Raw genomic sequence first — 22,755 nt, 5'->3', positions numbered from 1 at the left:
CGATCTCCTGCAAACTTGCGCGCGCGTTTGTGGTTGTGGGGCTGTCCACGAAATTTCTGGGCAAGATCTTCGGAAGTTTCCTTCAAGTTGTAGTGGTTTGCGTGAACTGTCGAGAAGTGAAATACATCGATAGTCTTTGGCGGCCACTGCAAAACAGGGGCAGGGTGTAGGAACCCTTGGACTTCAACGTGCATCACCGCTGGCGTTTGATCGCGGCACTTTTTCATGCCTGTGATCCTCCGCGGCGGCTGTGTGCGGGACACGTTTCGACGTGGCTGAGTTGAAGTGCCTCAGTTTCCTACTCCCGCGCACGGCTGCCACCCTTAATGGGCAGAGCTAGCGGGGGAAAGTATCTTAGGTAAGAAGGGCTACACAGGAGGTCGCAAGCCGGTGTGGCCATCCAGGACAAATAAATCCGTCCCCTGTTTCTTCCTTTTTCTTCTTTTTCTCCCGAGCTGACTCTGGAGTCAATTTTGTGTTGGTGAGATGATGCCTACCGCTATATACTAATTTGTACAGCGACATTGAGATGCTTTCCCGCGGCTCTGCGGCGGCTAGCGAATTCAAATCTCAGCGCTTTATAAAAAAAACAGGAGCGGTCCATGATTCATCGCGTTTCTCACCTAATGGTTGCAGTGCTGGCTAGCAGTGTCTTTTCCAATGCTTTTGCGGATGAGGTTCAAGTAGCTGTTGCTGCCAATTTCACCGCGCCGATCCAGGCCATCGCCGCAGATTTCGAGAAGGACACCGGGCACAAGCTTGTCACGGCCTTCGGTGCAACCGGCCAGTTTTACACCCAGATCAAGAATGGCGCGCCGTTCGAAGTGTTCCTCTCGGCAGACGACACCACCCCGCAGAAACTGGAAGCCGAAGGCGACACCGTCAAGGGCTCGCGCTTCACCTACGCCGTCGGCACGCTGGCGCTGTGGTCGGCCAAGGAAGGCTACGTCGATGCCAAGGGCAAAGTGCTGGGCGACAACCAGTATCAGCACCTGTCCATCGCCAACCCGAAAGCCGCGCCTTATGGCCTGGCGGCGACCCAGGTGCTGGCCAAAGAAGGCCTGACCGACAAGGTCAAGGACAAGATCGTCGAAGGCCAGAACATCACCCAGGCCTACCAATTCGTGTCCACTGGTAACGCCGAGCTGGGCTTTGTCGCGTTGTCGCAGATCTACAAGGACGGCAAAGTCACCAGCGGTTCTGCGTGGATCGTTCCGGCCAACCTGCACGACCCGATCAAACAGGACGCGGTGATCCTCAACAAGGGCAAGGACAACCCGGCCGCCAAGGCACTGGTTGCCTATCTCAAGGGCCCAAAAGCGGCGGCTGTGATCAAGTCCTACGGCTATCAACTCTAAATGTCACTGAGGATGCCAAGCTGGGGCATTGCCCTATGCCTGGTTTGAGTGCCATTTCCTTGTTTTAGAAATCAATTGATCAGTAGTCGACACCCACTTCTCGATGGGTGTCGGCGCTGTCTTGCGCGCAAAAATAAAAAAAGTAATTGGAGTGTTATCCATGTATCGATCCACTTTGGCCCTGGCGGTCGCTTCGGCCGTGCTCGCTCAACAGGCAAGCGCCGCCGGTTTCATCGAAGACAGCAAGGCAACATTGGGGCTGCGCAACTTCTACATCAACACTGACAACCGTAGCGGCGCTGCAGATCCGAGCCGGAACGAAGAATGGGGCCAGGGCTTCGACCTGCGTTTCATCTCGGGTTACACCCAAGGCACTGTTGGCTTCGGTATTGATGCGATCGGCCTATTGGGAGTACGTCTGGATTCAGGCGGTGGCACCAATGGCGCCACGTCGACTTCCTACGGCGGCACTGTGTTTCCGAGCAAGTCCAATGGCGAGGCGGTTGATAACTTCTCCAGCCTGGGCCTGACTGCCAAAGCCAAGGTCTCCCAGACCGAGCTGAAGCTGGGTACCCTGCAGCCAAAACTGCCGGTCATCGTGACCAACGACGGCCGTCTGCTGCCGCAAACCTGGGAGGGTGGCCAGGTCACTTCCGGCGAGTTCAAGGACTTGACGCTGATCGGCGGCCAGATTGAACACGTCAAAGGCCGTAACTCCAGCAACAATGAACAGATGGCCATTGGGGGCGCCAACCCTCGCGTTGCCAGCAGCAACAAGTTCATCTATGCCGGTGGTGACTACAAATTCACCAAGGACCTGACGGCCCAGTACTACTACGGCAACCTGCAAGAGTTCTACAAGCAGCACTTCCTGGGCCTGGTGCACAACTGGGCAATCGGCCCGGGCGTGCTGAAGTCCGACCTGCGTTACTTCAACAGCTCCGATGATGGTGCCAATGGCGACACGGCGGCTTACTTCAGCAACGGCAACTACAGTGGCGTGCCAAGCGGTAAAGGCAAGGTCGACAACAATCTGTACAGCGGCCTGTTCCTGTACACCGTTGCCGGTCACACCTTCGGTGGCGGTTATCAGGTCAGCAACGGCAGCAGCGACTTCCCGTGGCTGAACCAGGGCGACGGATCGTCGGCCTACATCATCACCGATTCGCAAATCCAGAAGTTCGCCCGTGCCGGCGAACGCACCTGGCAGGCACGCTACTCGTATGACTTCGCCAAGGTTGGCGTACCTGGCCTGACAGCGGGTTTGGTCTACCTGCATGGCGATGATATCGATACCGTCAACAATCGCGGTGCGCAGGCGGCTAACGGCGCTTCGGAATGGGAGCGCGACCTGACCGTGGGTTACGTCGTTCAATCCGGCGCGCTGAAAAACCTCGGCCTGCAGTGGAGAAACGCCACCTGGCGCACCAATATCCCGGGCGTTCGCGACCAGGACGAGAACCGCCTGATCGTCAGCTACTCGATCCCGCTGTTGTAAGCTCAGGATCGATCCGCTGCCTGGACCGACGCCAGGCAGCGCATGCGTCTTTTCTACCTCCCCGCCAAACTATCAATCACATGCACGCTATACCCCTGCACATTCTTCGCATGATGCTTGGCCTGCGAAGCCATCTCCGCCAACTGGCTGGCATCGAGTTGCCCGCAGGCCTGTGGGTGTAGATGCACCACGCCGATCGACAGTGACAACAAGGGAAATTCCTGGCGCATGCCCTGGCGGTTGGGGGCGGTGAAGCAGCCGGCCTCCAGGTGTTCGCTGCGGTAGAAGCGTCGGCACTGGCTGTGGAAGTCGTCGAGCAGCTGGTTCAAACGTTTGCGCCAGTCGTCCGGGCCCAGCACCAACAGAAAATCATCGCCGCCGATATGGCCGACGAAGTCGCGGGACGGGTCGATGCGGTCGTTCAGGCATTGCGCCAGGCACAGCAGAACTTCATCGCCCCGGCCGTAGCCGTAGATGTCGTTGAAGGGTTTGAAGCTGTCGATGTCCACGTAGCAGATCAGCGATTCGCGTTGTTGTTGCAGCAATCGGGTCAGGCATTGCTGGATCGGTACGTTGCCCGGCAGCAGGGTCAGGGGGTTGGCGTAGCGTGCTTGCTGGATTTTCAGTTCGGTAATCAGCTTGAGCACATCGATCACCCGGCCCAGGCCCAGGTAATTGCCATCGAGGGTGATGATGAAGTCTTCTTCGATGCGTTGCCGGGCGCGGCTGGTGATCAGCCGGCTGACCTGCTGCAGCGACTGGCCTATTTCGACGGCGAGAAAGTCGTCGCTCATCAGGCGGCTGATCGGTTTGCGGGCGAACAGGTCGGTGGCAAACGGTTTGAGCAGGGCGTCCGAGAGCGAATGCCGATGGACGATGCCGCAGGGCTGGCCTTGCTCATCCAGCACCGCCAGCGAGTTCAGGTTGGCCTGGCGGCGGAAGGCTTCGAGCACGGTAGCGGTCGGGGTGTGGCGGGCCACCGCGGGCTGGTCGTTGAGCAGGGCGCTCAGGTCGCTGCCGTCCTCGCCCAGCGCCACGGCATTGCTGTCGCGCCTGGGCATCAAGGCGCGGGCATCGCGCGGTGGATGCTCTTGTGGCCGACAGAGCAGATAGCCCTGGACCAGGTCGATGCCCATTTCGGTCAACACCGCCAGCTCTTCAGGCAATTCGATGCCTTCGGCGATCACCTGCGCCCGCGAGGCGTTGGCAATTTGCAGGATCGAGCCAACGAACTCACGCTTGAGGGCATCCAGGTGAATGCCGTCGATGAAGTGGCGGTCGATCTTCACGTAGTCGGGACGTAATTCGGACCACAGGCGCAAGCTCGAGTACCCCGCGCCCAGATCGTCCAGCGCAATGGAAAACCCCATGGCCCGGTAATGATGCAGGGCGGTGTGCAGCAGCTGGAAGTCGTCGGTGGGGGTCTGCTCGGTGAGTTCGATCACCACCTGGTTTGGTTCAATGCCGAAGTCCTGCAGCAACTGCAAGGTGCGACCGGGTTGGTGGGTCGCTTCGAGCAAGGATTCCGGGGAGACGTTGAGGAACAGTTTGCCGGGCAGTTGTTGTTCGTTGAAGCGCCGGCATGCGCTCTGCCGGCAGGCGATTTCCAGTTCGCTGAGACGACCCGCCTGGCGGGCCACGGCGAACAGGGCGACAGGGGAGTGCAACGGACTGTTGGAAGGGCCGCGGCTCAGGGCTTCGTAGCCCAGGATGCGTCGCTCGGAGAGGCTGATGATGGGTTGGAACAGGCTGTGCAAACCGCTTTGAGCCAGGATTGAACTCAAGGCACTCAGCTGTTCGGTTGTGGTCATGGCGATCTCTGGCGAAAAAAAAGGACCGGGCGTGCTCTTGGTTAAGAGGCGCTACCGGTCCGTTATTTCACGACAGAATGATGACTATTTGATGACGCTCCGGGGAGCGCCAGCATTAAATTGCCATCAGCTTAGTGCTTGGCTACCGCGGTATTGAGCTTCAAGTAATCCAGAAGGATGCGCCCGGTCTCGCTCAGGTAGGCATCGTCTTCCGGCTTGGTCTTGTCGTCCTCGGCCGCGATAGCGTCTTCGTCTTCTTTCTTCAGTTCCTTGAGCGGCTCTTCGCCCTTGGCTTTGCGACGGATATTCTCCATGGCGAGCTGCTTGGCTTCGATATCGGCGTGCTGGGCACGACGCTCGGCTTCATTGAGGCTGACGGTTTTTTCTGCCATCAGTTTCTGCGCCAGGGCCAGTTTGTCGCGAATGAACACGAACTCCGCGTCTTTGTTCGTACGCACGTCGTGCTCGGACTTGAGCTGGGTGATGTACGGTTTGAACGGGTCGACCGCAGGCTTGATCGCCGCGCGGATGGTGTCCCACGGCATGGCTTCCGGCAGGGCGCTTTCGCCGATTTCCTTGGTGTCGATGATCGACGGGTAATCGATGTCCGGCAGTACGCCCTGATGCTGGGTGCTCTGTCCGGAAACCCGGTAGAACTTGGCCAACGTCAGCTTGAGCTCGCCATGGTTCAGCGGCTGGATGGTCTGCACGGTGCCTTTGCCGAAGGTCTGGCCGCCGATGATCAGTGCGCGGTGGTAGTCCTGCATGGCGCCGGCGAAAATCTCCGAAGCCGAGGCGGACAGGCGGTTGACCAGCAACGCCATCGGGCCTTTGTAGAAGGCGCCCGGGTTTTCGTCTTCCAGTACATCGACGCGGCCATCGGCGTTACGCACGAGTACGGTCGGGCCCTTGTCGATGAACAGGCTGGTCAGCTCGGTGGCTTCCTGCAAGGAACCGCCGCCGTTGTTGCGCAGGTCGATGACCACGCCGTCGACCTTGTCTTTCTGCAACTCGGTCAGCAGTTTCTTGACGTCGCGAGTGGTGCTCTTGTAATCCGGATCGCCGGCTCGGAAGGCCTTGAAGTCCAGGTAGAAGGCTGGAATCTCGATGACGCCGAGCTTGTAGTCCTTGCCATCCTGCTTGAGGTTGAGCACCGACTTCTTCACGGCCTGGTCTTCGAGCTTCACCGCTTCGCGGGTGATCGGCACGATCTTGCTGGTCTGGTCGTTCGGCGCGTTGCTGGCCGGGATCACTTCCAGGCGCACGATGGTGCCTTTGGGACCGCGGATCAGCTTGACCACTTCGTCCAGGCGCCAGCCCACCACGTCGACCATCTCTTTGTTGCCTTGGGCAACACCGATGATCTTGTCGGCAGGCGCGACTTGCTTGGTCTTGTCGGCAGGGCCTGCCGGCACCAGGCGCACGATCTTCACTTGATCGTTATCGCTCTGCAACACGGCGCCGATGCCCTCCAGGGACAGGCTCATGTTGATGTCGAAGTTTTCCGCGTTATCCGGCGACAGATAGTTGGTGTGCGGGTCGTAGGACATGGCGAAGGTGTTGATGTACGCCTGGAAGATGTCTTCCGCGCGGGTCTGGTCCAGGCGCGCCAGCTGGTTCTTGTAGCGCTTGGTCAGGGTTTCCTGGATTTGCTTGGAATCCTTGCCGGCGATCTTCTGCCGCAGCACTTCGTCCTTGACGCGTTTGCGCCACAGGTCGTCGAGTTCCGCGGTGGATTTGAGCCAAGGGGCATCCTTGCGGTCGATCAGCAAGGTTTCCTTGGTGGTGAAGTCGATCTTGTCGACGCCCTTGTTCAGCTCGGCAAGGGCGAAGTCCAGACGCGATTTGACGCGGTCCAGGTAGCGCTTGTAGATGGTGAACCCGGCGTTGAGGTCGCCGCTCTTGAGGAAGTCGTCGAACTGGGTCTTCCACTTGTCGAATTCGGCAATGTCGCTGGCCATGAAGTAGCTGCGCGACGGGTCGAGCAACTTCAGGTAGCTGTCGTAGATGATCACCGAGCGCGCGTCATCGAGCGGCGGCTTGCTGTAGTGGTGGCGCTTGAGCAACTCCACGACGTTCAGACTGGCGATGACTTCGTCACGGTCGGGCTGAAGCTTGTCCCAGCTATTGGCTGCAAAAGAACTGTTCGACATCGGCAGCAGGCCGATACCGATGAAAAGGGCGAGGGCAGTGCTGGGGAACAAACGCTTCATGTTGATTCGACGCGGGGACAATTGATAACGCATATTAGGCCGTCTTTGAAGTCGCCGGTTCCACAAGGACCGGCCGCATAATGCAAAAAGCCCGGCGCTACAGCTTCGGGCTCAGTCCAGACTCACTATGGAGGCACTGTGAAAGCATTGCAAGGCGTTGACGGTCAAGTGGAGTGGGTTGAAGAGCCTCGTCCGGCGTGTGATGTAGGGCAAGTTCGTATTCAAGTGGCGGCAGCGGGTCTCAATCGTGCCGATTTGTTGCAGAAGGCAGGCCTTTATCCGCCACCGCCAGGTGCCAGCCAAGTGCTTGGTCTAGAGTGCTCGGGGGTGATCAGCGAGGTTGGGCCGGGTTCGTCCTGGCAGGTGGGCGATCGGGTTTGCGCCTTGCTGGCCGGGGGCGGGATGGCTCAGGAGGTAGTGGTCGACGGGCGGCACGTGTTGCCGGTTCCCGACGAAATGTCGCTGGCCGAGGCGGCGGCATTACCTGAAGTTTATGCAACTGTCTGGTTGAACCTGTTTCAATTGGCTGCGCTTAAACCAGGCGAAAAAGTGCTGCTGCACGCGGGAGCAAGTGGAATTGGTTCAGCTGCCATTCAGCTGTGCAAGGCGTTTGGTAACCCGTGCTGGGTCAGTGTCGGGTCGGCCGAGCGCCTGGCCTACTGCGAAGCGCTCGGCGCCCAGGGCGGTGTGGTGCGCACTGACGATCTGGACAGCTTGCGCGACCTCGGGCCGTTCGACGTCATCCTCGACCCGGTAGGTGGCAACTACGCAGCGCTGAACCTGAAACTGATGGCGACTGATGGCCGTTGGGTGTTGATTGGCCTGATGGGCGGGCGCGAGGCGAAGCTGGACCTGGCGCAGGTGCTGGCCAAGCGCGTGCAACTGCTGGGCTCGACCCTGCGCAGCCGCGATGATCAGTTCAAGGCGGATCTGTTCAGCGATCTACGCCAGCACGTCTGGCCGCTGTTTGCGGATAAACGCTTGAGCCCGCAACTGGCCAGGGCTTTCCCGATCAAGGATGCCGAAGCGGCGTTTGCCGAGTTGGCGAGTAACAAGGTGGCGGGGAAGCTGGTGTTGGTGATTGATGAAAGTCTGACCTGACCTCTGTAGATCGTTCCCATGCTCTGCGTGGGAACGCCTCAAGGGACGCTCTGCGTCCGCCTCTGGGACGCAGAGCGTCCCGGGCTGCATTCCCACGCGGAGCGTGGGAACGATCAGGGCGAGGTACTATTTCCAGATGTGGATCGGCCAGCCGGCCTTTTCCGCCTGCTCTAGCAACACCGGGTCCGGATTGACCACGTGCGGGAAATCCACCTTCAGCAACAACGGCAAATCATTGCGTGAATCCGAATAGAAACTCGCACCTTCCAGGTTTTCCTCTTCCGCATCCAGCCATTCCAGCAACCGGGTGATCTTGCCTTCGCGATACGTCAGCGTGCCGACGGTCTTGCCGGTATAGGCGCCGTGCGCCACTTCCAGTTCGATACCGAGAATTTCATCGATGCCCAGGCGCTCGGCAATCGGCTTGACCAAATGGACGCCCGAGGCCGAGATCACCAGTATCCGGTCGCCGGCCTTGCGGTGGGCGGCGATGGTTTTGGTGGCGTCGCTGAAGATGATCGGCTCGATGAAGTCTTCCACCCAGGGGCCGACCAGGTGCTCGACTTCGGCGGGCGTGCGGCCGATCAAGGGCTCCAGGCTGAAGGCCATGTAGTCCTCCATGGCCAGGTGGCCCCTGCCGTAGGCGTCCATCAATTCCTTGTCGCGTCGCAGGAAGGATTCGCCATCGACCCAGCCGAGGCGGACCATTTGCTCACTCCACAACGAGGCGCAGTCGCCGTGGATCAGGGTTTCGTCCAGATCAAAAATTGCCAGGGCCATCAGTGCAGTTCTCTCTTCAACGTCAGCAAGGGCATCAGGCTACCTCACACAGGGCCGTCGGATCGATGGAAAGCGCCAGGCGCTGACCATCGGGATGCAGGTCGGAGGCCGAGCGGTTGAGCACATCCACCACCAGTTCCACACCGCGGGCTTCGATCCTGTAGCGAATCACGTTGCCGAGCAGGCTGTGGCTGCGCACCTGGGCGTAGAGATCGCCGTCGAGGCTCAGTTCGATGGCCTCCGGGCGGATGGCGATGCGGTGGTTGATCGGGCGTTGCAACAGCTTCGACGCGCTGTCGGCATCCAGCAGGTTGTAGTTGCCGATGAAGCCGGCGGCGAAGACATCCACCGGCGCCGTGTACAAGGTTTCAGCGTCACCGCTTTGTACGATCTTTCCCTGGTTCATAAGGAAAATGCGATCGGACATTGTCAGCGCTTCTTCCTGATCGTGTGTGACGAAGATCGTGGTCAGGCCCAGCTCGCGCTGGATCGCACGGATCTGTTCGCGCAGGTGCTTGCGAATCCGAGCGTCGAGGGCCGACAGCGGTTCATCCAGCAGCAACAGCCGGGGCCGGGTCACCAGGGAGCGGGCGAGGGCCACGCGCTGGCATTGGCCGCCGGACAACTGATGCGGATAACGGGCGGCAAAATCTTGCAGCTCCACCAGTTTCAATACTTCGGCGACGCGCTTCTGGCTGTCGTCAGCGTTGACCTTCTGCATGCGCAAACCGAAGGCGACGTTCTGCTCGACGGTCATGTTGGGGAATAGCGCATAACTCTGGAACACCATGCCGATCCCGCGTTTCTGCGGGCTCAACGGCACGATATCGACGCCATCGAGCAGGATCTTGCCGCCATCCACCGAAGTCAGGCCGGCAATGCAGCGCAGCAGGGTGGATTTGCCGCAACCGGACGGGCCGAGCAGGGTGACGAACTCGCCTTTCTGGATTTCGCAGTTGATGTCGCTGAACACTGTGGTGCCAGAGTAATTCTTTTGCAGATGTTGGACGCTGACATAGCTCATTCGCTTTTGTCCTTGTTCAAGATATTGGCCGCCCAGGTCAGAACCAGCACGAAGAAGAAGTAGGAAATCACCAGCGCACTGGTGAAGTGGCCGCTGCTGTTGCGCATGTTGTTGAGGTAGACCTGCAGGGTTTCATAACGGGTGCCGACCAGGATGTTGGCGAACACGAACTCGCCGAACAGGAACGAGAACGACAGCAGCAACGCCACCATCAAGCCCTTGCGCAGGTTCGGCAGCACCACCAGGATCGCCGCCTGGAAAGTGCTGGCGCCGAGCAGTTGGGCGGCGTCCATCAGGTCGCGCAGGTTGATCGCCTGCAGGTTGTTGGTGATGGCGCGGTACATGAACGGCAGGGCCACGGTGAAGTAGCAACCGATCAGGATCCACGGCGTGCCGACCATGGCGAACGGCCCGGAACCGTAGAGCTGCAACAGCCCCACCGAGGACACCACCGGCGGCACGGCGAAGGGCAGCAGGATCAGGATGTTCATCAGCGCATCGAGTTTCGGGAAGTGGTAATGCACCACGAACAGCAGCGGCAGGATCAGCACCACCGAGAGAATCAGCGCACCGACGCACACCAGCAGCGACTGGCCGAAAGCACTCAGGAAGCGTGGGTCGCTCCACAGCTGCGCGTACCATTTGATGCTGAAACCGCTGGGCAGGATGGTGGCCGACCAACTGCTGGAAATCGAATAGATGAAGGTGCCGAGCAGCGGCAGCAACAGGATGGCGAACAGCAGGTAGACCACGACCCGGTGGTAGATGCCGACAGGGCCCAGTTCAGCGCGAGACATGGTAGCTCCTCTTCAACAGCAGCTGATGCACGATGGTCACCAGGGTCATCAAGGCCACCAGCACCACGGCCAGGGCACTGGCCAGGTTCGGATCGAGGGAAATATCACCCGAGACCATCGCCGCGATGCGGATCGGCATCACGTTGAAGTTGCCGGTGGTCAGGGCGTACACCGTGGCGTAGGCACCGAGGGCGTTGGCCAGCAGGATCACGAAGGTGCCAAGCAGTGCCGGGGTCAGCACTGGCAGGCCGATATGGCGCCAGAACTGCCAACCGTTGGCGCCGAGCAGCGCGGCCGACTCGCGCCAGTCTTCGCGCAACGCGTCGAAGGCCGGGTAGAGCAGCAGCACGCCAAGGGGGATCTGGAAGTAGGTGTAGAGAATGATCACCCCGGTTTTCGAATACAGGTTGAAGTCCTGAATGATCCCGGCCTGCTTGAGCAGGATGGTGAAGCTGCCGTTGAAACCCAACAGGATGATGAACGCGAAAGCCAGGGGCACACCGGCGAAGTTGCTGGTCATGTTGGCGAAGGCGTTGACGAAGTTGCGCAGCTTCGAGTCGACCCGGCGCAAGGAGTAGGCGCCGAGCACGGCGATAATGATGCCGAACACGCTGGACCAGAAACTGATCTCCAGGCTGTACTGGATCGCCTGCATATAGAACTTCGAGTTGAAGATCCTGGTGAAGTTGGCCAGGCCCCAGCCGAACTCTTCCGACTCCAGGCTGTTGGTCATCACCCACACCAGCGGGGCGATTTCGAACACGATAAAGAACAGCGCGAAGGGCACCAGGCACAGGGCAGCCAGCCATTTGCCGCGAGTCATGGCATTCACTTGAGCAGCTCCCGGCACACGGGTTTGTCGTGGGGCACGCCCAACAGTTCACAGACGGTGCCGCAAATGTCGGTCTGTTTCGGCGCGGCAGCGGCATTGAAGCTGAAGGCATCGCCGAACACGAATAGCGGCACTTCGCGCTCTTCCGGCAACAGCCCGTTATGGGAGCGGTCGTTGTTCATGCCGTGGTCAGCGGTCACCAGCACCTGGTAGCCAGCGTCGAGCCAGCCTTGCAGGTAGTCGGCGATGATGATGTCCGCCGAGCGCGCGCTGTTGCGGTATTGCGGGGTGTCGAGGCCGTGCTTGTGCCCGGCGTCGTCGATGTTCATCGGGTGCACCAGCAGGAAATTCGGCCCATGGCGCAGGCGCAGGTTTTCGGCGTCGGCGAACAGGTGGGAATCGGGGTAATGGTCGTTCCAGTAGAAATGCCCGTGCTGGATCGGCAGGTTGGGGTCGTCGGTATGGCGATCCCGGGCCGCCACGAACGGCGAGCGGTTGTACAGCTCACTGACCCAGTGATAGGCCGCCGCCGCGGTTTTCAGGCCGGCAGCAGTGGCGTAGTGATAAATGCTGCGCTGGTTGGACAGGCGCGAGACGTTGTTGTGAACGATGCCGCTGTCGATCGGCGTGACACCGGTCAGGATGCATTCGTAAAGCGGTCGGGACAGGGCCGGCAGCTCGCACTCCAGTTTGTAGAGCGCGGCGCGTCCTGCGCCGACGTAGGCCTGCAGGTGCCCCATGGCGTGGCGGGCGACCTCATGGTTGAGGCCGTCGAGCACGACAAGGATGACGTTGTGCTTCATAGGGGCAAAACTCCGCGAAACAGTAACTCGAAATTCACTCGACCCACTGTGGGAGCGAGCCTTTGTGGTGAGGGGATTTATCCCCGTTGGGCTGCGCAGCGGCCCCAAAACCTAAAGCCGCGGTGTATCAGTCACACCGCACACATTGGTTTTACGACTGCTTCGCAGCCGAACGGGGATAAATCCCCTCACCACAAAGGCTCGCTCCCACAGGGATCTACCGCGTTATTTCATTTCTACGATGACTTCTTCGTTCCACTTCTGCGGCAGGGCCTTGGAGGTTTTTTCCCAGGCATCCGCGTCCTTGATCGGCGTAACTTTCTTGTACTGCTCGTTCGGCAGCAACTTGGCCTGGACCTCGGCTGGCAGGGTCAGGTGCTCGGCGCGGATCGGACGGGCGTTACCCTTGGCCAGGTTGATCTGGCCTGCGTCACTGAAGATGTACTCGCGGGTCAGCTTGGCGGCGTTCGGGTTCTTGGCGTATTTGTTGATGATGGTGGTGTAGCCGGAAATCACCGAGCCATCGGACGGGATCAGCACCACGTAATCATCCGGATTGGCCATCTTGGCCTTGTAGCTCAGGCCGTTGAAGTCCCAGACCACACCGACTTCGATCTCGCCTTTTTCCATGGCGCCTATGACCGGGTTGGACATCGACAGGCGACCTTGTTTAGCAAGGTCGGCAAACAGCAGCAGTGCCGGTTGCAGGTTTTTCTCGTCGCCACCGTTGGCGTAGGCAGCCGCCAGAACGCCGTTCGCAGCCTGGGCGGCGGTACTCACGTCACCGATCGACACCTTGTATTTACCGGTTTTGAGGTCAGCCCATTTGGTTGGGACTTCGGAACCGTGCAACAGCTTCTTGTTGACGATGAAGGCGATGGTGCCGGTGTAGGCCAGCGCCCAGTGACCGTCCTTGTCCTTGGCCCAGGTCGGTACCTGGTCCCAGGTGGATGGCTTGTAGGGCTGGGTAACGTTCTGTTTCACCGCGATCGGGCCGAAGGCCGCGCCGACGTCGCCGATGTCGGCACTGGCGTTGTCTTTCTCGGCGGCAAACTTGGCGATTTCCTGGGCCGAGCTCATGTCGGTGTCGATGTGCTTGAGGCCATAGTTCTTCGCCAGGTCTTCCCAGGTGCCTTTCCAGTTGGCCCAGTCATCGGGCATGCCGACACTGTTGACGGCGCCTTCCGCTTTCGCAGCGGCTTCAAGGGTTTTTAAATCATCAGCCGCCATGGCGGCGGTGCACATGGCAATGGTCGAGCCTAACAGTGATGCCAGGAAAAGCTGTTTCATTCCGAAGCTCCTATGGGCGTTTTCAACGCTGCGATTGCGGTTGTGTTGGTCTAGGTCAGCAATACCTGAGCCAATCTAAGGCGGCTCGATGACACTTTGATGTCGTTCGTCGCCCCGGTGGACGTTTACTTGCCCGGTATTGGCGGGTGCCAAGTAAGCGTAGACCATGGGCGAAGCCCCATTGCGCAAGGGATTAGGCCGATGTTTTGCAGGTGTTGGACTAGTTGTTGGAGTGACCGTCGGGCGGCTTTGTCATCTATCGGTCATCTGCATTGCCTACGCTTGCAGGATCTCCAAACAGCCGATTTTCTCGCAGGTATTGCCCTGAAAGAGTGCTGGTCTAGTCCAGATAGGTAACGTTAATGCGCGATGAGGCAACAAAGGCGGTGACGGCCATTGGCCAGGTGCTTCAGGAACAGCTCGATCACGGGCTGCTGGCGCCAGGGAGCAAGTTGCCAGCCGAACGCAAGCTCAGTGAGTTGTTTGGTACGACGCGCATTACCGTGCGCGAGGCGTTGTTGCAGCTCGAAGCCCAGGGCCAGATCTATCGCGAAGAGCGTCGGGGCTGGTTCGTGTCGTCGCCGCGCCTGGCCTATAACCTGATGCAGCGCAGCCACTTTCACGCCATGGTCAGCGCCCAGGGGCGGGTGCCGTCCACCGAAGTCATTTCGGCGCGATTGCAGCCGGCATCGGCGGCGGTCTGTGCCTGGTTACAATTGCCGGCGTTGTCGAGCGTGATCCAGGTCTGTCGTTCGCGGCGTATCGATGGGCGATTGGTGTTGTACGTGGAGCACTACCTGAATCCGCAGTATTTTCCGGGAATTCTGGATTTCGACCTGAACCAGTCGATCACCGAGCTGTATGCGCGGCACTACGACCTGCACTACGGGCGGGTGCGCTTCGAGATCGTGCCGACGGCGTTGTCGGCAGACGCGGCGGCCGCCTTGCGGGTGTCGGTGGGCAGTCCTGGACTGCGCATCGCCCGGGTGAATTACGATCAGCATGGGCGGCTGATCGATTGTGACCTGGAGTTCTGGCGCCACGATGCGATCCATGTTGGGGTCGATGTGGCTTGAACCTGGCCGCCGCAGGCTGGTGGCCCTTATCCGAAGCGGTAGATGTCCATGCCCAGCGCGCCCATTGTGAATCCCTGATGGGCAATGCTGAACTGGCCCCCGGCGCTGCGGGCAAAGTACAACGGCAAAAGATGTTCATCGCTGGGATGGTTACGCGCCGCGTTCGGTGCTTGCCGGCGATAGTCGTGCAAGGCGGCTTCATCGTTGGCCGCCAGCTTGTCGATCATCCAGTCGCGAAATACCTGGGCCCAGGGTTGCACGCTCTCGGGGCCGGCATGCCAGTCCAGCTCTCGCAGGTTGTGGGTGATGCTGCCGGAGCCGATCAACAACACGCCCTGTTCGCGCAAGCTGCTCAGCGCCTGGCCAACACGGGCCTGCAGCGCCGGGCCGCCTCGGGTGGGCAATGAAACCTGCACAATCGGGATATCGGCCTGCGGATACATCAATGACAGTGGCACCCAGACGCCATGGTCGAAGGGGCGTTTTCCGTCGATGCGGGCGGGAAGGGCGTTGGCTTGCAACAGATTGACCACCTGTTCAGCCAATCCGGGGTTACCAGGAGCCGGGTATTGCACCTCGAACAATGCCCGTGGAAATCCGCCGAAGTCATGCCAGGTGTCCGGCTGCGGGTTGCCGCCCACCAGCAGTTCATCGCTTTCCCAGTGCGCGGAGACAATCACGATGGCGTCTGGCCTTGGCATCTCTGTCGCCAGGCGAGCGAGGGCCGGCCCACTGGCGCCAGGTTCCAGGGCCAGCATTGGCGAACCATGGGATATGTACAGGCTGGGGAACATGGATGAGCTCCTGAGAGTTAAGATAGGGCCATCTTCTGTCAGATCATTGATCTAAATCTAATATAAGTTTTAGGGTGTTTTGATCGAATTTTCGGGGTTATTTATGCAGCCGGAGTTTTGGCACAAAAAATGGAAATCGAACCAGATCGGTTTTCACTTGCCACAAGTGAACCCTTATCTGCAGCGATTCTGGCCAGCGCTGGGCCTGGAAGAGGGCGCTCGCGTGCTGGTGCCGTTGTGCGGCAAGAGCCTGGATCTGCTGTGGCTGGCGCAGCGGGGCCATGAGGTGCTGGGGATCGAACTGTCGGAAAAGGCTGTCGAGGATTTCTTCAGCGAGCACCATTTTGATCCTGCGGTCGACGAACAGGGGCCTTTCAAGGTTTATCGGGCAGGTTCCATCGAGCTGTGGTGTGGCGACTTCTTCGACCTGACGCCAGGCGATGTCGCCGACTGCTCGGCCCTCTATGACCGAGCTGCATTGATTGCCCTGCCGACGCCAATGCGTCAGCGCTATGCCGCGCATTTGACGCGGATCCTGCCCAAGGACTCCAACGGGTTGCTGATTACCCTGGACTACGACCAGGCGCAGATGGAGGGTCCGCCGTTTGCCGTGCTCGATGAAGAAGTGCAGCGGTTGCTGGGTGCTTCCTGGACGCTGAAGATCCTGGAAGACCAGGATGTGCTGAGCGAGAGCGGAAAGTTTCTGGAGGCGGGTGTCACGCGGCTCGAAGAGCGGGTGTATCGGGTTTCCAGTCGATAAAAGCTTGCGCAGACAAAAAAAGGCCCGCATCGCTGCGGGCCTTCTTGTTTATTGCGGTCTCTCTCAGCCGCGACGACGCGCCAGTGCGTCGATGCGCTCTTCCAGCGGCGGGTGGCTCATGAACATGCGGGCGAAGCCCTGCTTGATGCCACCGTTGATGCCGAAGGCGTTCAGGGTGTCAGGCATATGCACCGGCAGGCCCTGTTCCGCACGCAGGCGTTGCAGCGCGCCAATCATCGCGGCGGTGCCGGCCAGGTTTGCACCGGCTTCGTCGGCACGGAATTCGCGCTTGCGCGAGAACCACATGACGATGGCGCTGGCCAGGATACCCAGGACCAGTTCGGCGAAGATGGTCGCCACGTAGTAGGCAATGCCCTGGCCTTCTTCGTTCTTGAAGATCACCTTGTCGACAAAGTTGCCGATGATCCGCGCAAAGAACATCACGAAGGTGTTCACCACGCCCTGGATCAAGGCCAGGGTGACCATGTCGCCATTGGCCACGTGCCCGATTTCGTGGGCCAGGACGGCTTTCACTTCATCCGGCGAGAAACGCTCCAGCAGGCCCTGGCTGACGGCGACCAGTGCGTCGTTCTTGTTCCAGCCGGTGGCGAAGGCGTTCGCCTCATAGGCCGGGAAGATCCCGACTTCGGGCATCTTGATCCCGGCTTCGCGGGACAGTTGCTCGACCGTTTGCAACAGCCATTGCTCGTGACGCGTGCGCGGCTGGCTGATGATTTGGGTGCTGGTGCTCATCTTCGCCATCCACTTGGAGATGAACAGCGAGAACAGGGAACCGGCGAAACCGAAGACCGCACAGAAAATCAGCAGCTGATTGAGGTTGAGATCAACCCCATTGGCCGCCATGAACCCGTTGAAGCCGAAAAGGCTCAGGGTGATGCTGGCAATCAGCACGACCGCCAGGTTAGTGGCCAAGAACAGCAGGATGCGCATCATGGTTGTAGAAATCTCCTCATGCTAAAGATGTAGCGTACTGCGGGGTATATAAGGTGCTGCAACGGGGTATTCAACTGAGTGACTATTTCAAACTGTGTCCTACAGCATTAGCGTAGCTGTTTGAAGGGCATTTCCGACACGGGATGGCAAAGTGATTTGCCAGCCAACTTGCAACCGAGTGCCCGCCGTTACTCGACATGACCCCGCAATGGGTCGTTGCACAGGTATCGAGACTGAGGTCATGGGCAGGGCGCGAGCATGTGTTGCAGAATGAATCACCGTGCAATGATTCTGGCATCGCACGGTGACAGGCCGCTTACTGGCGATAGGATTTGAGGAAATTGCCAATGCGTCCGATGGCCATGTCCAGGTCATCGACGCGCGGCAGGGTCACGACGCGGAAGTGGTCGGGCCATGGCCAGTTGAAGGCCGTGCCTTGCACCACCAGCAGCTTCTCGGAGAGCAGCAGGTCGAGGACGAACTTTTCGTCGTTATGGATCGGGCAGACCTTCGGGTCGATCCGCGGGAACGCATACAGCGCGCCCATCGGTTTGACGCAGCTCACGCCAGGAATGTCATTGAGCAGTTCCCAGGTGCGGTTACGCTGTTCCAGCAGGCGGCCTGGCGGCAGCACCAGGTCGTTGATGCTCTGATAGCCACCCAGCGCGGTCTGGATCGCGTGCTGGCTCGGCACGTTGGCGCACAGGCGCATGTTGGCCAGCATGTCGATGCCTTCGATGTAGCTCTGGGCGTGGTGTTTCGGGCCGGAAATGGCGATCCAGCCGGAACGGAAACCGGCCACGCGATAGGATTTGGACAGGCCGTTGAAGGTCAGGCACAGCAGGTCCGGCGCCAGGGAAGCGGTGCAGATGTGCACGGCATCGTCGTAGAGGATCTTGTCGTAGATCTCGTCGGAAAACACCACCAGGTTGTGTTGGCGGGCCAGTTCCAGCATGCCCAGCAGGACTTCCTTCGAATACACCGCGCCGGTCGGGTTGTTCGGGTTGATGATCACCAGGGCCTTGGTGTTCGGGGTGATCTTGGCCTTGATGTCGGCCAGGTCCGGCCACCAGTTGGCCTGCTCGTCGCACAGGTAATGCACCGGGTTACCGCCCGACAGGCTCACCGCGGCGGTCCACAACGGGTAGTCGGGAGCCGGTACCAGCACTTCGTCGCCGTTGTTGAGCAGGGCCTGCATCGACATCACGATCAGTTCGGAAACGCCGTTGCCCAGGTAGATGTCCTCGATGCCGACACCTTCCACCTGCTTTTGCTGGTAGTACTGCATCACGGCCTTGCGCGCGCTGAACAGGCCCTTGGAGTCGCTGTAACCCTGGGCGGTCGGCAGGTTGCGGATCACGTCCTGGAGGATTTCGTCCGGCGCTTCGAAACCAAAGGGCGCCGGGTTGCCGATGTTCAGCTTGAGGATGCGATGACCTTCCTCTTCCAGGCGTTTGGCGTGCTTGAGCACTGGGCCGCGAATGTCGTAGCAGACGTTGGCGAGCTTGTTCGATTTGCTGACCTGCATGGCGATGTGTTCCCGAAAATGAACGATCCAGGCGGCGTGTGTACAACCGTGCTGGGAATCCTGCGTAATCACACAGGCCTGACGCCTTGAGAGGCAGCACCCATAAATCCGTTTGAATGCGCGTGGTCTGGCTGCCAGACTGGCGTTTGACGAGGCGCAATCATACGTGCCGCCCGATCCGTGGAAAAGGTACAGATCGGGCTTTTTCAGCTGCTGAGGTGTGATGATGGAAAAGTTGGAAAAAACCCTGGAAGAATGGAAGGCCATGCTCGATCCGGAGCAGTACAACGTTTGCCGCCTCAAGGGCACCGAACGGCCGTTTTCCGGCAAGTACAACGGCACCAAGACCGACGGTATCTACCACTGCATCTGCTGCAACGAGCCACTGTTCGACTCCAGGACCAAATTTGATTCCGGCTGCGGCTGGCCAAGCTTTTATGCGCCGATCGGCGACAGCGCCATGACCGAGATTCGTGATGTCAGCCACGGCATGATCCGCACCGAAGTGGTTTGCGCCAAATGTGACGCGCATCTGGGCCACGTGTTTCCGGATGGCCCGCCGCCAACAGGTCTGCGTTACTGCATCAACTCGGTTTGCCTGGACCTGGTGCCACGCTCGTAAGGCGAGCCCTGTAGGAGCTGGCTTGCCAGCGAAGGCGCCCGAAAGAACAACGCAATGCTCAAGGACGCCTTCGCTGGCAAGCCAGCTCCTACAAGGTGTATGCCGGTCACAAGGTGTATGTCACCCAGATTTCCAGTAAATAAATTGCACACAATTCAATTGCTCGCTATGTTTGTCATATCACCCCCTCCTTGAGCGTCCCGATCATGAGCGACAACCTCCTAAGCATCCCTTGCACCACCATCAAGGGCGAACAAAAGACCCTGGCGGATTACGCCGGCAAGGCCGTGCTGGTGGTCAACACCGCCAGCAAATGCGGCTTCACCCCGCAATACAAAGGCCTTGAGGAGCTGTGGCAGACCTACAAGGATCAAGGTCTGGTGGTGCTCGGCTTCCCCTGCAATCAATTCGGCAAGCAGGAACCGGGCAACGAAGGGGCGATCAGCGAGTTCTGCGAGCTGAACTACGGTGTCAGTTTCCCGCTGTTCAAAAAAATTGAAGTCAATGGCGACGGCGCCCATCCCTTGTTCGTGCAGTTGAAAAAACGTGCACCGGGTGTGCTCGGTTCCCAGGGCATCAAGTGGAATTTCACCAAATTCCTGATCGGCAAGGATGGCCAGCTGGTCAAGCGCTTCGCCCCGGCGACCAAGCCGCAGGACTTGAGCGCAGAGATCGAAGCACTGCTCAAATGAACAGCTTGTCCGTCGACTCGCTGAGCCTCGACAGCCAGCTCTGCTTCAAACTGTATGCCGCCTCCCGCGCGGTGATTCGTGCCTACAAGCCGATGCTCGACCAGTTGGGCCTGACGTATCCGCAGTACCTGGCGATGCTGGTGTTGTGGGAATGGCAGGCGGCCGCCCCGGAGCAGCCGACGGTCAAGGCGCTGGGTGAGCGCCTGGCGTTGGACTCCGGCACGCTGACGCCCTTGCTCAAGCGCCTTGAACAATTGCAACTGGTTCAGCGCCAGCGCTCGGCGCGCGATGAGCGGGAGGTGCACCTGAGCCTGTCGCCCAAGGGCGCCGCGCTGCGTGCTCAGGTCGGGCCGCTCAAGGCCCGCCTGTTGTGCGACAGCGGCGTGGACCTGGACCGCCTGAATGACCTGCGCAACGGTCTTGACCACTTGCTGGGGCAAATCAAGGCACTGTCGTAACGGGTATCCACACGTCCAGCAGGGCCGCCAGCTCTTCCCGCCGAAACGGCTTGGCCAGGTAGTCGCTCATGCCCGCCGCACGGCAGCGTTCGCGCTCTTCGGACATGGCGTTGGCGGTCAGGGCGACGATCGGCAGTTGCGGCCAACGACCGCTGCGACGGATCTGCCGACTGGCTTCATAGCCGTCCATGACCGGCATGTTGCAATCCATCAGCACCAGATCGAAGTCGCGGCTCTCCAATTGATCCAGCGCCTCGGCGCCGTGCGCGGCGACGATCACGTCGCAACCGAGTTTACCCAACATGCCCTTGGCCACCAGTTGGTTGACCGGGTTGTCCTCAACCAGCAGCACCCGCGCACGTCGCTGCGGGGCGTGCGCGTCGACCTTTGGATCGTTGGGTGTGTCGGTTTGCGCCAGCAGGATTCGCCGCAAGGCCTGATACAGCGCATTGCGTGCCAGGGGGCGTGCCTGTTGTTGCAGGGGGGCGAGGGCGTTGGCTTGTTCGCTGGGCATGAAGCTGCCGTAAGCGGTCACCAGCAGGATCGGCGCACCGAAGGTGGGGCGCAGGTTGAACAGGCACTCGGGGCAATCGGTGATCAATACATCGGGGGCCAGGCCGTGCAACGGGTCATCGATCGAACGCTGTTGATAATCAAGCCCCCAACCCGGCAACACGGTGCCCAGCAGTTCCGCCAGACCGCTGCTGGCGGCGGTAATGGCAATGACCTTGCCCTGCAGGGGCGCAGGGGCCAGTGCCCTGGTGTGACTGGGCAGTGGCAGTTGCGCGCAGAACTGGCTGCCGAAACCGGGTTCAGAACTGATGGTGAGCCGGCCCTGCATGGCTTCGCACAGATTATGGGTCAGGGCCAGGCCCAGCCCGGTACCGCCATATTGTCGGGTGATCCCGGCCCCGGCCTGGGTGAAGGGCTGGAAAATCTTGACCTGGGCATCCCGGGGGATGCCGATGCCGGTGTCGCAGACCTCGATGCTGACGCCGTCCTGGCAGGTCGACAGTCGCACATCGACCCGGCCGAAACGGGTGAACTTGAGCGCATTGGACAGCAGGTTGCTGACGATCTGCCGGACCCGTGTCGGATCGCCGAGCACCAGCGCAGGAAAGTCCGGATCGATCAGGCAGGTCAGTTCGACACTTGGCGCGGCGTTCTGCGACAGCAGGTTGGCGGTGTCTTCGATCAGCGAGCCCAAGTCGAACGGGATGTGCTCGAGCTCAAGCTGGCCGGCATCGAATTTCGACAGGTCGAGGATATCGTTGAGCAACTCCACCAGCACTTTGCCCGAGTCGTGGGCGATGGCCAGCTGTTGCTGTTGCTCGGCGCTCAGCGGGCCGTCCAGCGACAGCGCGATCATGCCCAGCAGGCCATTGAGGGGCGTGCGGATTTCGTGGCTCATGTTGGCCAGGAACACTGAACGCGCTTCGGCCATGTCCAGGGCGGTACTGCGGGCGACTTCCAGTTCCTGGTTGGATTGACTGAGGCGGGCGTTGATGGCCTTGAGTTCGGTCGTGCGCGCCGAAACGATGTTTTCCAGCTGGCCGAGATAGTCGGTCAGGCGGTTTTCGGCGTTGCGCCGCTGCTGGATTTCGGTGGCGATGTTTTCGAATTGCTGGTTGGCGACTTTCACCAGCACGCCGATTTCATCCTTGGCATGTCCCGCCGGACATTCCAGCGAGGTCGGCTCCGCGCTGCGCGGATCGCGTCCACTGAGTTCGCGGATGACCCGCACCAGCGGCTTGGTCAGCATCACGTAGAACAGCGCCAGGAGGATACCGCTCAGGAGCAGGCTGCGGGCGAAACCATTGATCAGGGTCACCTCGGCCCGCCGCAGGAACCGGTAGCCGAACGAGTAGGTGTCGACGTCCAGTTGCAGGGTACCCAGGGATTCGCTGGGCATATGATTCAGGTACAGGCGGTCTTCGAACTGCCGTTTGGCCCCGAACAGAAGGTCACTCAACACCCGATAGCCGCTTTGCAGGCCGGGACGCTTGACCTTGGCCAGGACATTACCGTTGTTGTCGGTCAGTTTCGCCCCGATGATCGCGGGCGAGCGCAGCAAGCCCAGGGTCAGTTCCTGGGCGAGTTCGGCGTCGATGTTGTAGGCGATGCGCGAGGCGGGGTTGTGACTGATTTCGAGCAAAGACAGGATTTCACGGTTGATGGAGGCGTCTTCACTGGCATAATCGATGCCTATTTGCAGCACGCTGAGCAGCATACCCAGAACGAAACCGACCAGCACGGTGAGCCGTGCCTGTTTGTAAGACAGCCGGTTGGTGAACTTGATGTCCATGGGGTGTTGAACCACTTCCGTTTTCCTTCGCTGCTCAAGCATAGTCGATCATGCAGGGT

At 60.0% G+C, this 22,755-nt stretch carries 20 protein-coding genes; 8 read left to right on the top strand and 12 right to left on the bottom strand.

The genetic code is table 11. The features are described from left to right. Positions 1–602 precede the first annotated feature (602 nt). Positions 603–1,358, top strand: coding sequence for a molybdate ABC transporter substrate-binding protein (modA, locus tag HFK74_RS05250; protein ID WP_180202634.1), 756 nt, complete (start codon positions 603–605; stop codon positions 1,356–1,358). A gap of 160 nt (positions 1,359–1,518) precedes the next feature. Next, on the top strand, positions 1,519–2,856 hold the full coding sequence (locus HFK74_RS05245) for an OprD family porin (protein WP_180202633.1): 1,338 nt from the start codon (positions 1,519–1,521) through the stop codon (positions 2,854–2,856). Between the two features lie 53 nt (positions 2,857–2,909). Here HFK74_RS05245 and HFK74_RS05240 read toward each other — a convergent pair whose 3' ends face one another. Together HFK74_RS05240 and HFK74_RS05235 are read right to left on the bottom strand one after the other, a co-directional pair. After that, complete coding sequence (locus tag HFK74_RS05240; protein ID WP_180202632.1) at positions 2,910–4,667, bottom strand: bifunctional diguanylate cyclase/phosphodiesterase; 1,758 nt, start codon at positions 4,665–4,667, stop codon at positions 2,910–2,912. Between the two features lie 131 nt (positions 4,668–4,798). Continuing rightward, positions 4,799–6,880, bottom strand: coding sequence for a carboxy terminal-processing peptidase (locus HFK74_RS05235; protein ID WP_180202631.1), 2,082 nt, complete (start codon positions 6,878–6,880; stop codon positions 4,799–4,801). 138 nt (positions 6,881–7,018) lie between these two features. Here HFK74_RS05235 and HFK74_RS05230 point away from each other — a divergent pair, with 138 nt between their 5' ends. Beyond that, entirely contained in the window at positions 7,019–7,981 is a 963-nt protein-coding gene (locus HFK74_RS05230) for a zinc-binding dehydrogenase (protein ID WP_180202630.1), read from the top strand. Positions 7,982–8,107: 126 nt separating this feature from the next. Here the strand turns inward: HFK74_RS05230 and HFK74_RS05225 are convergent, their stop codons facing one another. The 6 genes from HFK74_RS05225 to HFK74_RS05200 all read right to left on the bottom strand — a co-directional run bounded on the left by HFK74_RS05225 (position 8,108) and on the right by HFK74_RS05200 (position 13,507). Beyond that, positions 8,108–8,761: an HAD family phosphatase gene (locus HFK74_RS05225; RefSeq protein ID WP_180202629.1), complete on the bottom strand. Its 654-nt coding sequence runs from the start codon at positions 8,759–8,761 to the stop codon at positions 8,108–8,110. Positions 8,762–8,795: 34 nt separating this feature from the next. Then, entirely contained in the window at positions 8,796–9,785 is a 990-nt protein-coding gene (locus tag HFK74_RS05220; protein WP_180202628.1) for an ABC transporter ATP-binding protein, read from the bottom strand. Next, positions 9,782–10,582: an ABC transporter permease gene (locus HFK74_RS05215; RefSeq protein WP_180202627.1), complete on the bottom strand. Its 801-nt coding sequence runs from the start codon at positions 10,580–10,582 to the stop codon at positions 9,782–9,784. Before HFK74_RS05215 ends, HFK74_RS05220 begins: the two co-directional genes overlap by 4 nt. Beyond that, complete coding sequence (locus HFK74_RS05210; protein ID WP_180202769.1) at positions 10,569–11,405, bottom strand: ABC transporter permease subunit; 837 nt, start codon at positions 11,403–11,405, stop codon at positions 10,569–10,571. The genes HFK74_RS05215 and HFK74_RS05210 overlap by 14 nt, the downstream gene beginning before the upstream one ends. A gap of 5 nt (positions 11,406–11,410) precedes the next feature. Next, positions 11,411–12,217: an alkaline phosphatase family protein gene (locus tag HFK74_RS05205; protein WP_180202626.1), complete on the bottom strand. Its 807-nt coding sequence runs from the start codon at positions 12,215–12,217 to the stop codon at positions 11,411–11,413. 225 nt (positions 12,218–12,442) lie between these two features. Next, positions 12,443–13,507, bottom strand: coding sequence for an ABC transporter substrate-binding protein (locus HFK74_RS05200; protein ID WP_008059108.1), 1,065 nt, complete (start codon positions 13,505–13,507; stop codon positions 12,443–12,445). Between the two features lie 362 nt (positions 13,508–13,869). Between HFK74_RS05200 and phnR the strand changes: the two genes are divergently transcribed. After that, positions 13,870–14,583, top strand: coding sequence for a phosphonate utilization transcriptional regulator PhnR (phnR, locus tag HFK74_RS05195; protein ID WP_180202625.1), 714 nt, complete (start codon positions 13,870–13,872; stop codon positions 14,581–14,583). 26 nt (positions 14,584–14,609) lie between these two features. Here phnR and HFK74_RS05190 read toward each other — a convergent pair whose 3' ends face one another. After that, complete coding sequence (locus HFK74_RS05190) at positions 14,610–15,377, bottom strand: class III extradiol ring-cleavage dioxygenase (RefSeq protein WP_180202624.1); 768 nt, start codon at positions 15,375–15,377, stop codon at positions 14,610–14,612. A gap of 103 nt (positions 15,378–15,480) precedes the next feature. Between HFK74_RS05190 and HFK74_RS05185 the strand changes: the two genes are divergently transcribed. Continuing rightward, on the top strand, positions 15,481–16,137 hold the full coding sequence (locus HFK74_RS05185) for a thiopurine S-methyltransferase (RefSeq protein ID WP_180202623.1): 657 nt from the start codon (positions 15,481–15,483) through the stop codon (positions 16,135–16,137). A gap of 63 nt (positions 16,138–16,200) precedes the next feature. Here the strand turns inward: HFK74_RS05185 and htpX are convergent, their stop codons facing one another. Both htpX and HFK74_RS05175 read right to left on the bottom strand, forming a co-directional pair. Further along, the gene (htpX, locus tag HFK74_RS05180; RefSeq protein ID WP_008059113.1) at positions 16,201–17,091 is read right to left on the bottom strand and encodes a protease HtpX; all 891 of its coding nucleotides are present in this window, start codon (positions 17,089–17,091) and stop codon (positions 16,201–16,203) included. A 316-nt stretch (positions 17,092–17,407) separates the two neighbouring features. Next, on the bottom strand, positions 17,408–18,619 hold the full coding sequence (locus HFK74_RS05175; RefSeq protein WP_007983502.1) for a pyridoxal phosphate-dependent aminotransferase: 1,212 nt from the start codon (positions 18,617–18,619) through the stop codon (positions 17,408–17,410). 226 nt (positions 18,620–18,845) lie between these two features. Here HFK74_RS05175 and msrB point away from each other — a divergent pair, with 226 nt between their 5' ends. The 3 genes from msrB to HFK74_RS05160 all read left to right on the top strand — a co-directional run bounded on the left by msrB (position 18,846) and on the right by HFK74_RS05160 (position 20,391). Then, positions 18,846–19,241: a peptide-methionine (R)-S-oxide reductase MsrB gene (msrB, locus tag HFK74_RS05170; RefSeq protein ID WP_180202622.1), complete on the top strand. Its 396-nt coding sequence runs from the start codon at positions 18,846–18,848 to the stop codon at positions 19,239–19,241. A 206-nt stretch (positions 19,242–19,447) separates the two neighbouring features. Continuing rightward, positions 19,448–19,933, top strand: a complete 486-nt coding sequence (locus tag HFK74_RS05165) for a glutathione peroxidase (RefSeq protein ID WP_008059117.1) — start codon at positions 19,448–19,450, stop codon at positions 19,931–19,933. After that, positions 19,930–20,391, top strand: coding sequence for a MarR family winged helix-turn-helix transcriptional regulator (locus tag HFK74_RS05160; RefSeq protein WP_180202621.1), 462 nt, complete (start codon positions 19,930–19,932; stop codon positions 20,389–20,391). Before HFK74_RS05165 ends, HFK74_RS05160 begins: the two co-directional genes overlap by 4 nt. On the opposite strand, the gene HFK74_RS05155 is transcribed toward HFK74_RS05160, so the two are convergent. Then, entirely contained in the window at positions 20,375–22,696 is a 2,322-nt protein-coding gene (locus tag HFK74_RS05155) for an ATP-binding protein (RefSeq protein ID WP_180202768.1), read from the bottom strand. The genes HFK74_RS05160 and HFK74_RS05155 overlap by 17 nt on opposite strands. Positions 22,697–22,755 lie beyond the last annotated feature (59 nt).

Origin of the sequence: Pseudomonas sp. SbOxS1 (assembly GCF_013416725.1) — a bacterium.
In the GTDB taxonomy this organism is placed as follows: domain Bacteria; phylum Pseudomonadota; class Gammaproteobacteria; order Pseudomonadales; family Pseudomonadaceae; genus Aquipseudomonas.
The sequence above is the reverse complement of the archived record's forward strand: the minus strand, read 5'-3'. Positions and strand labels throughout refer to the sequence as shown.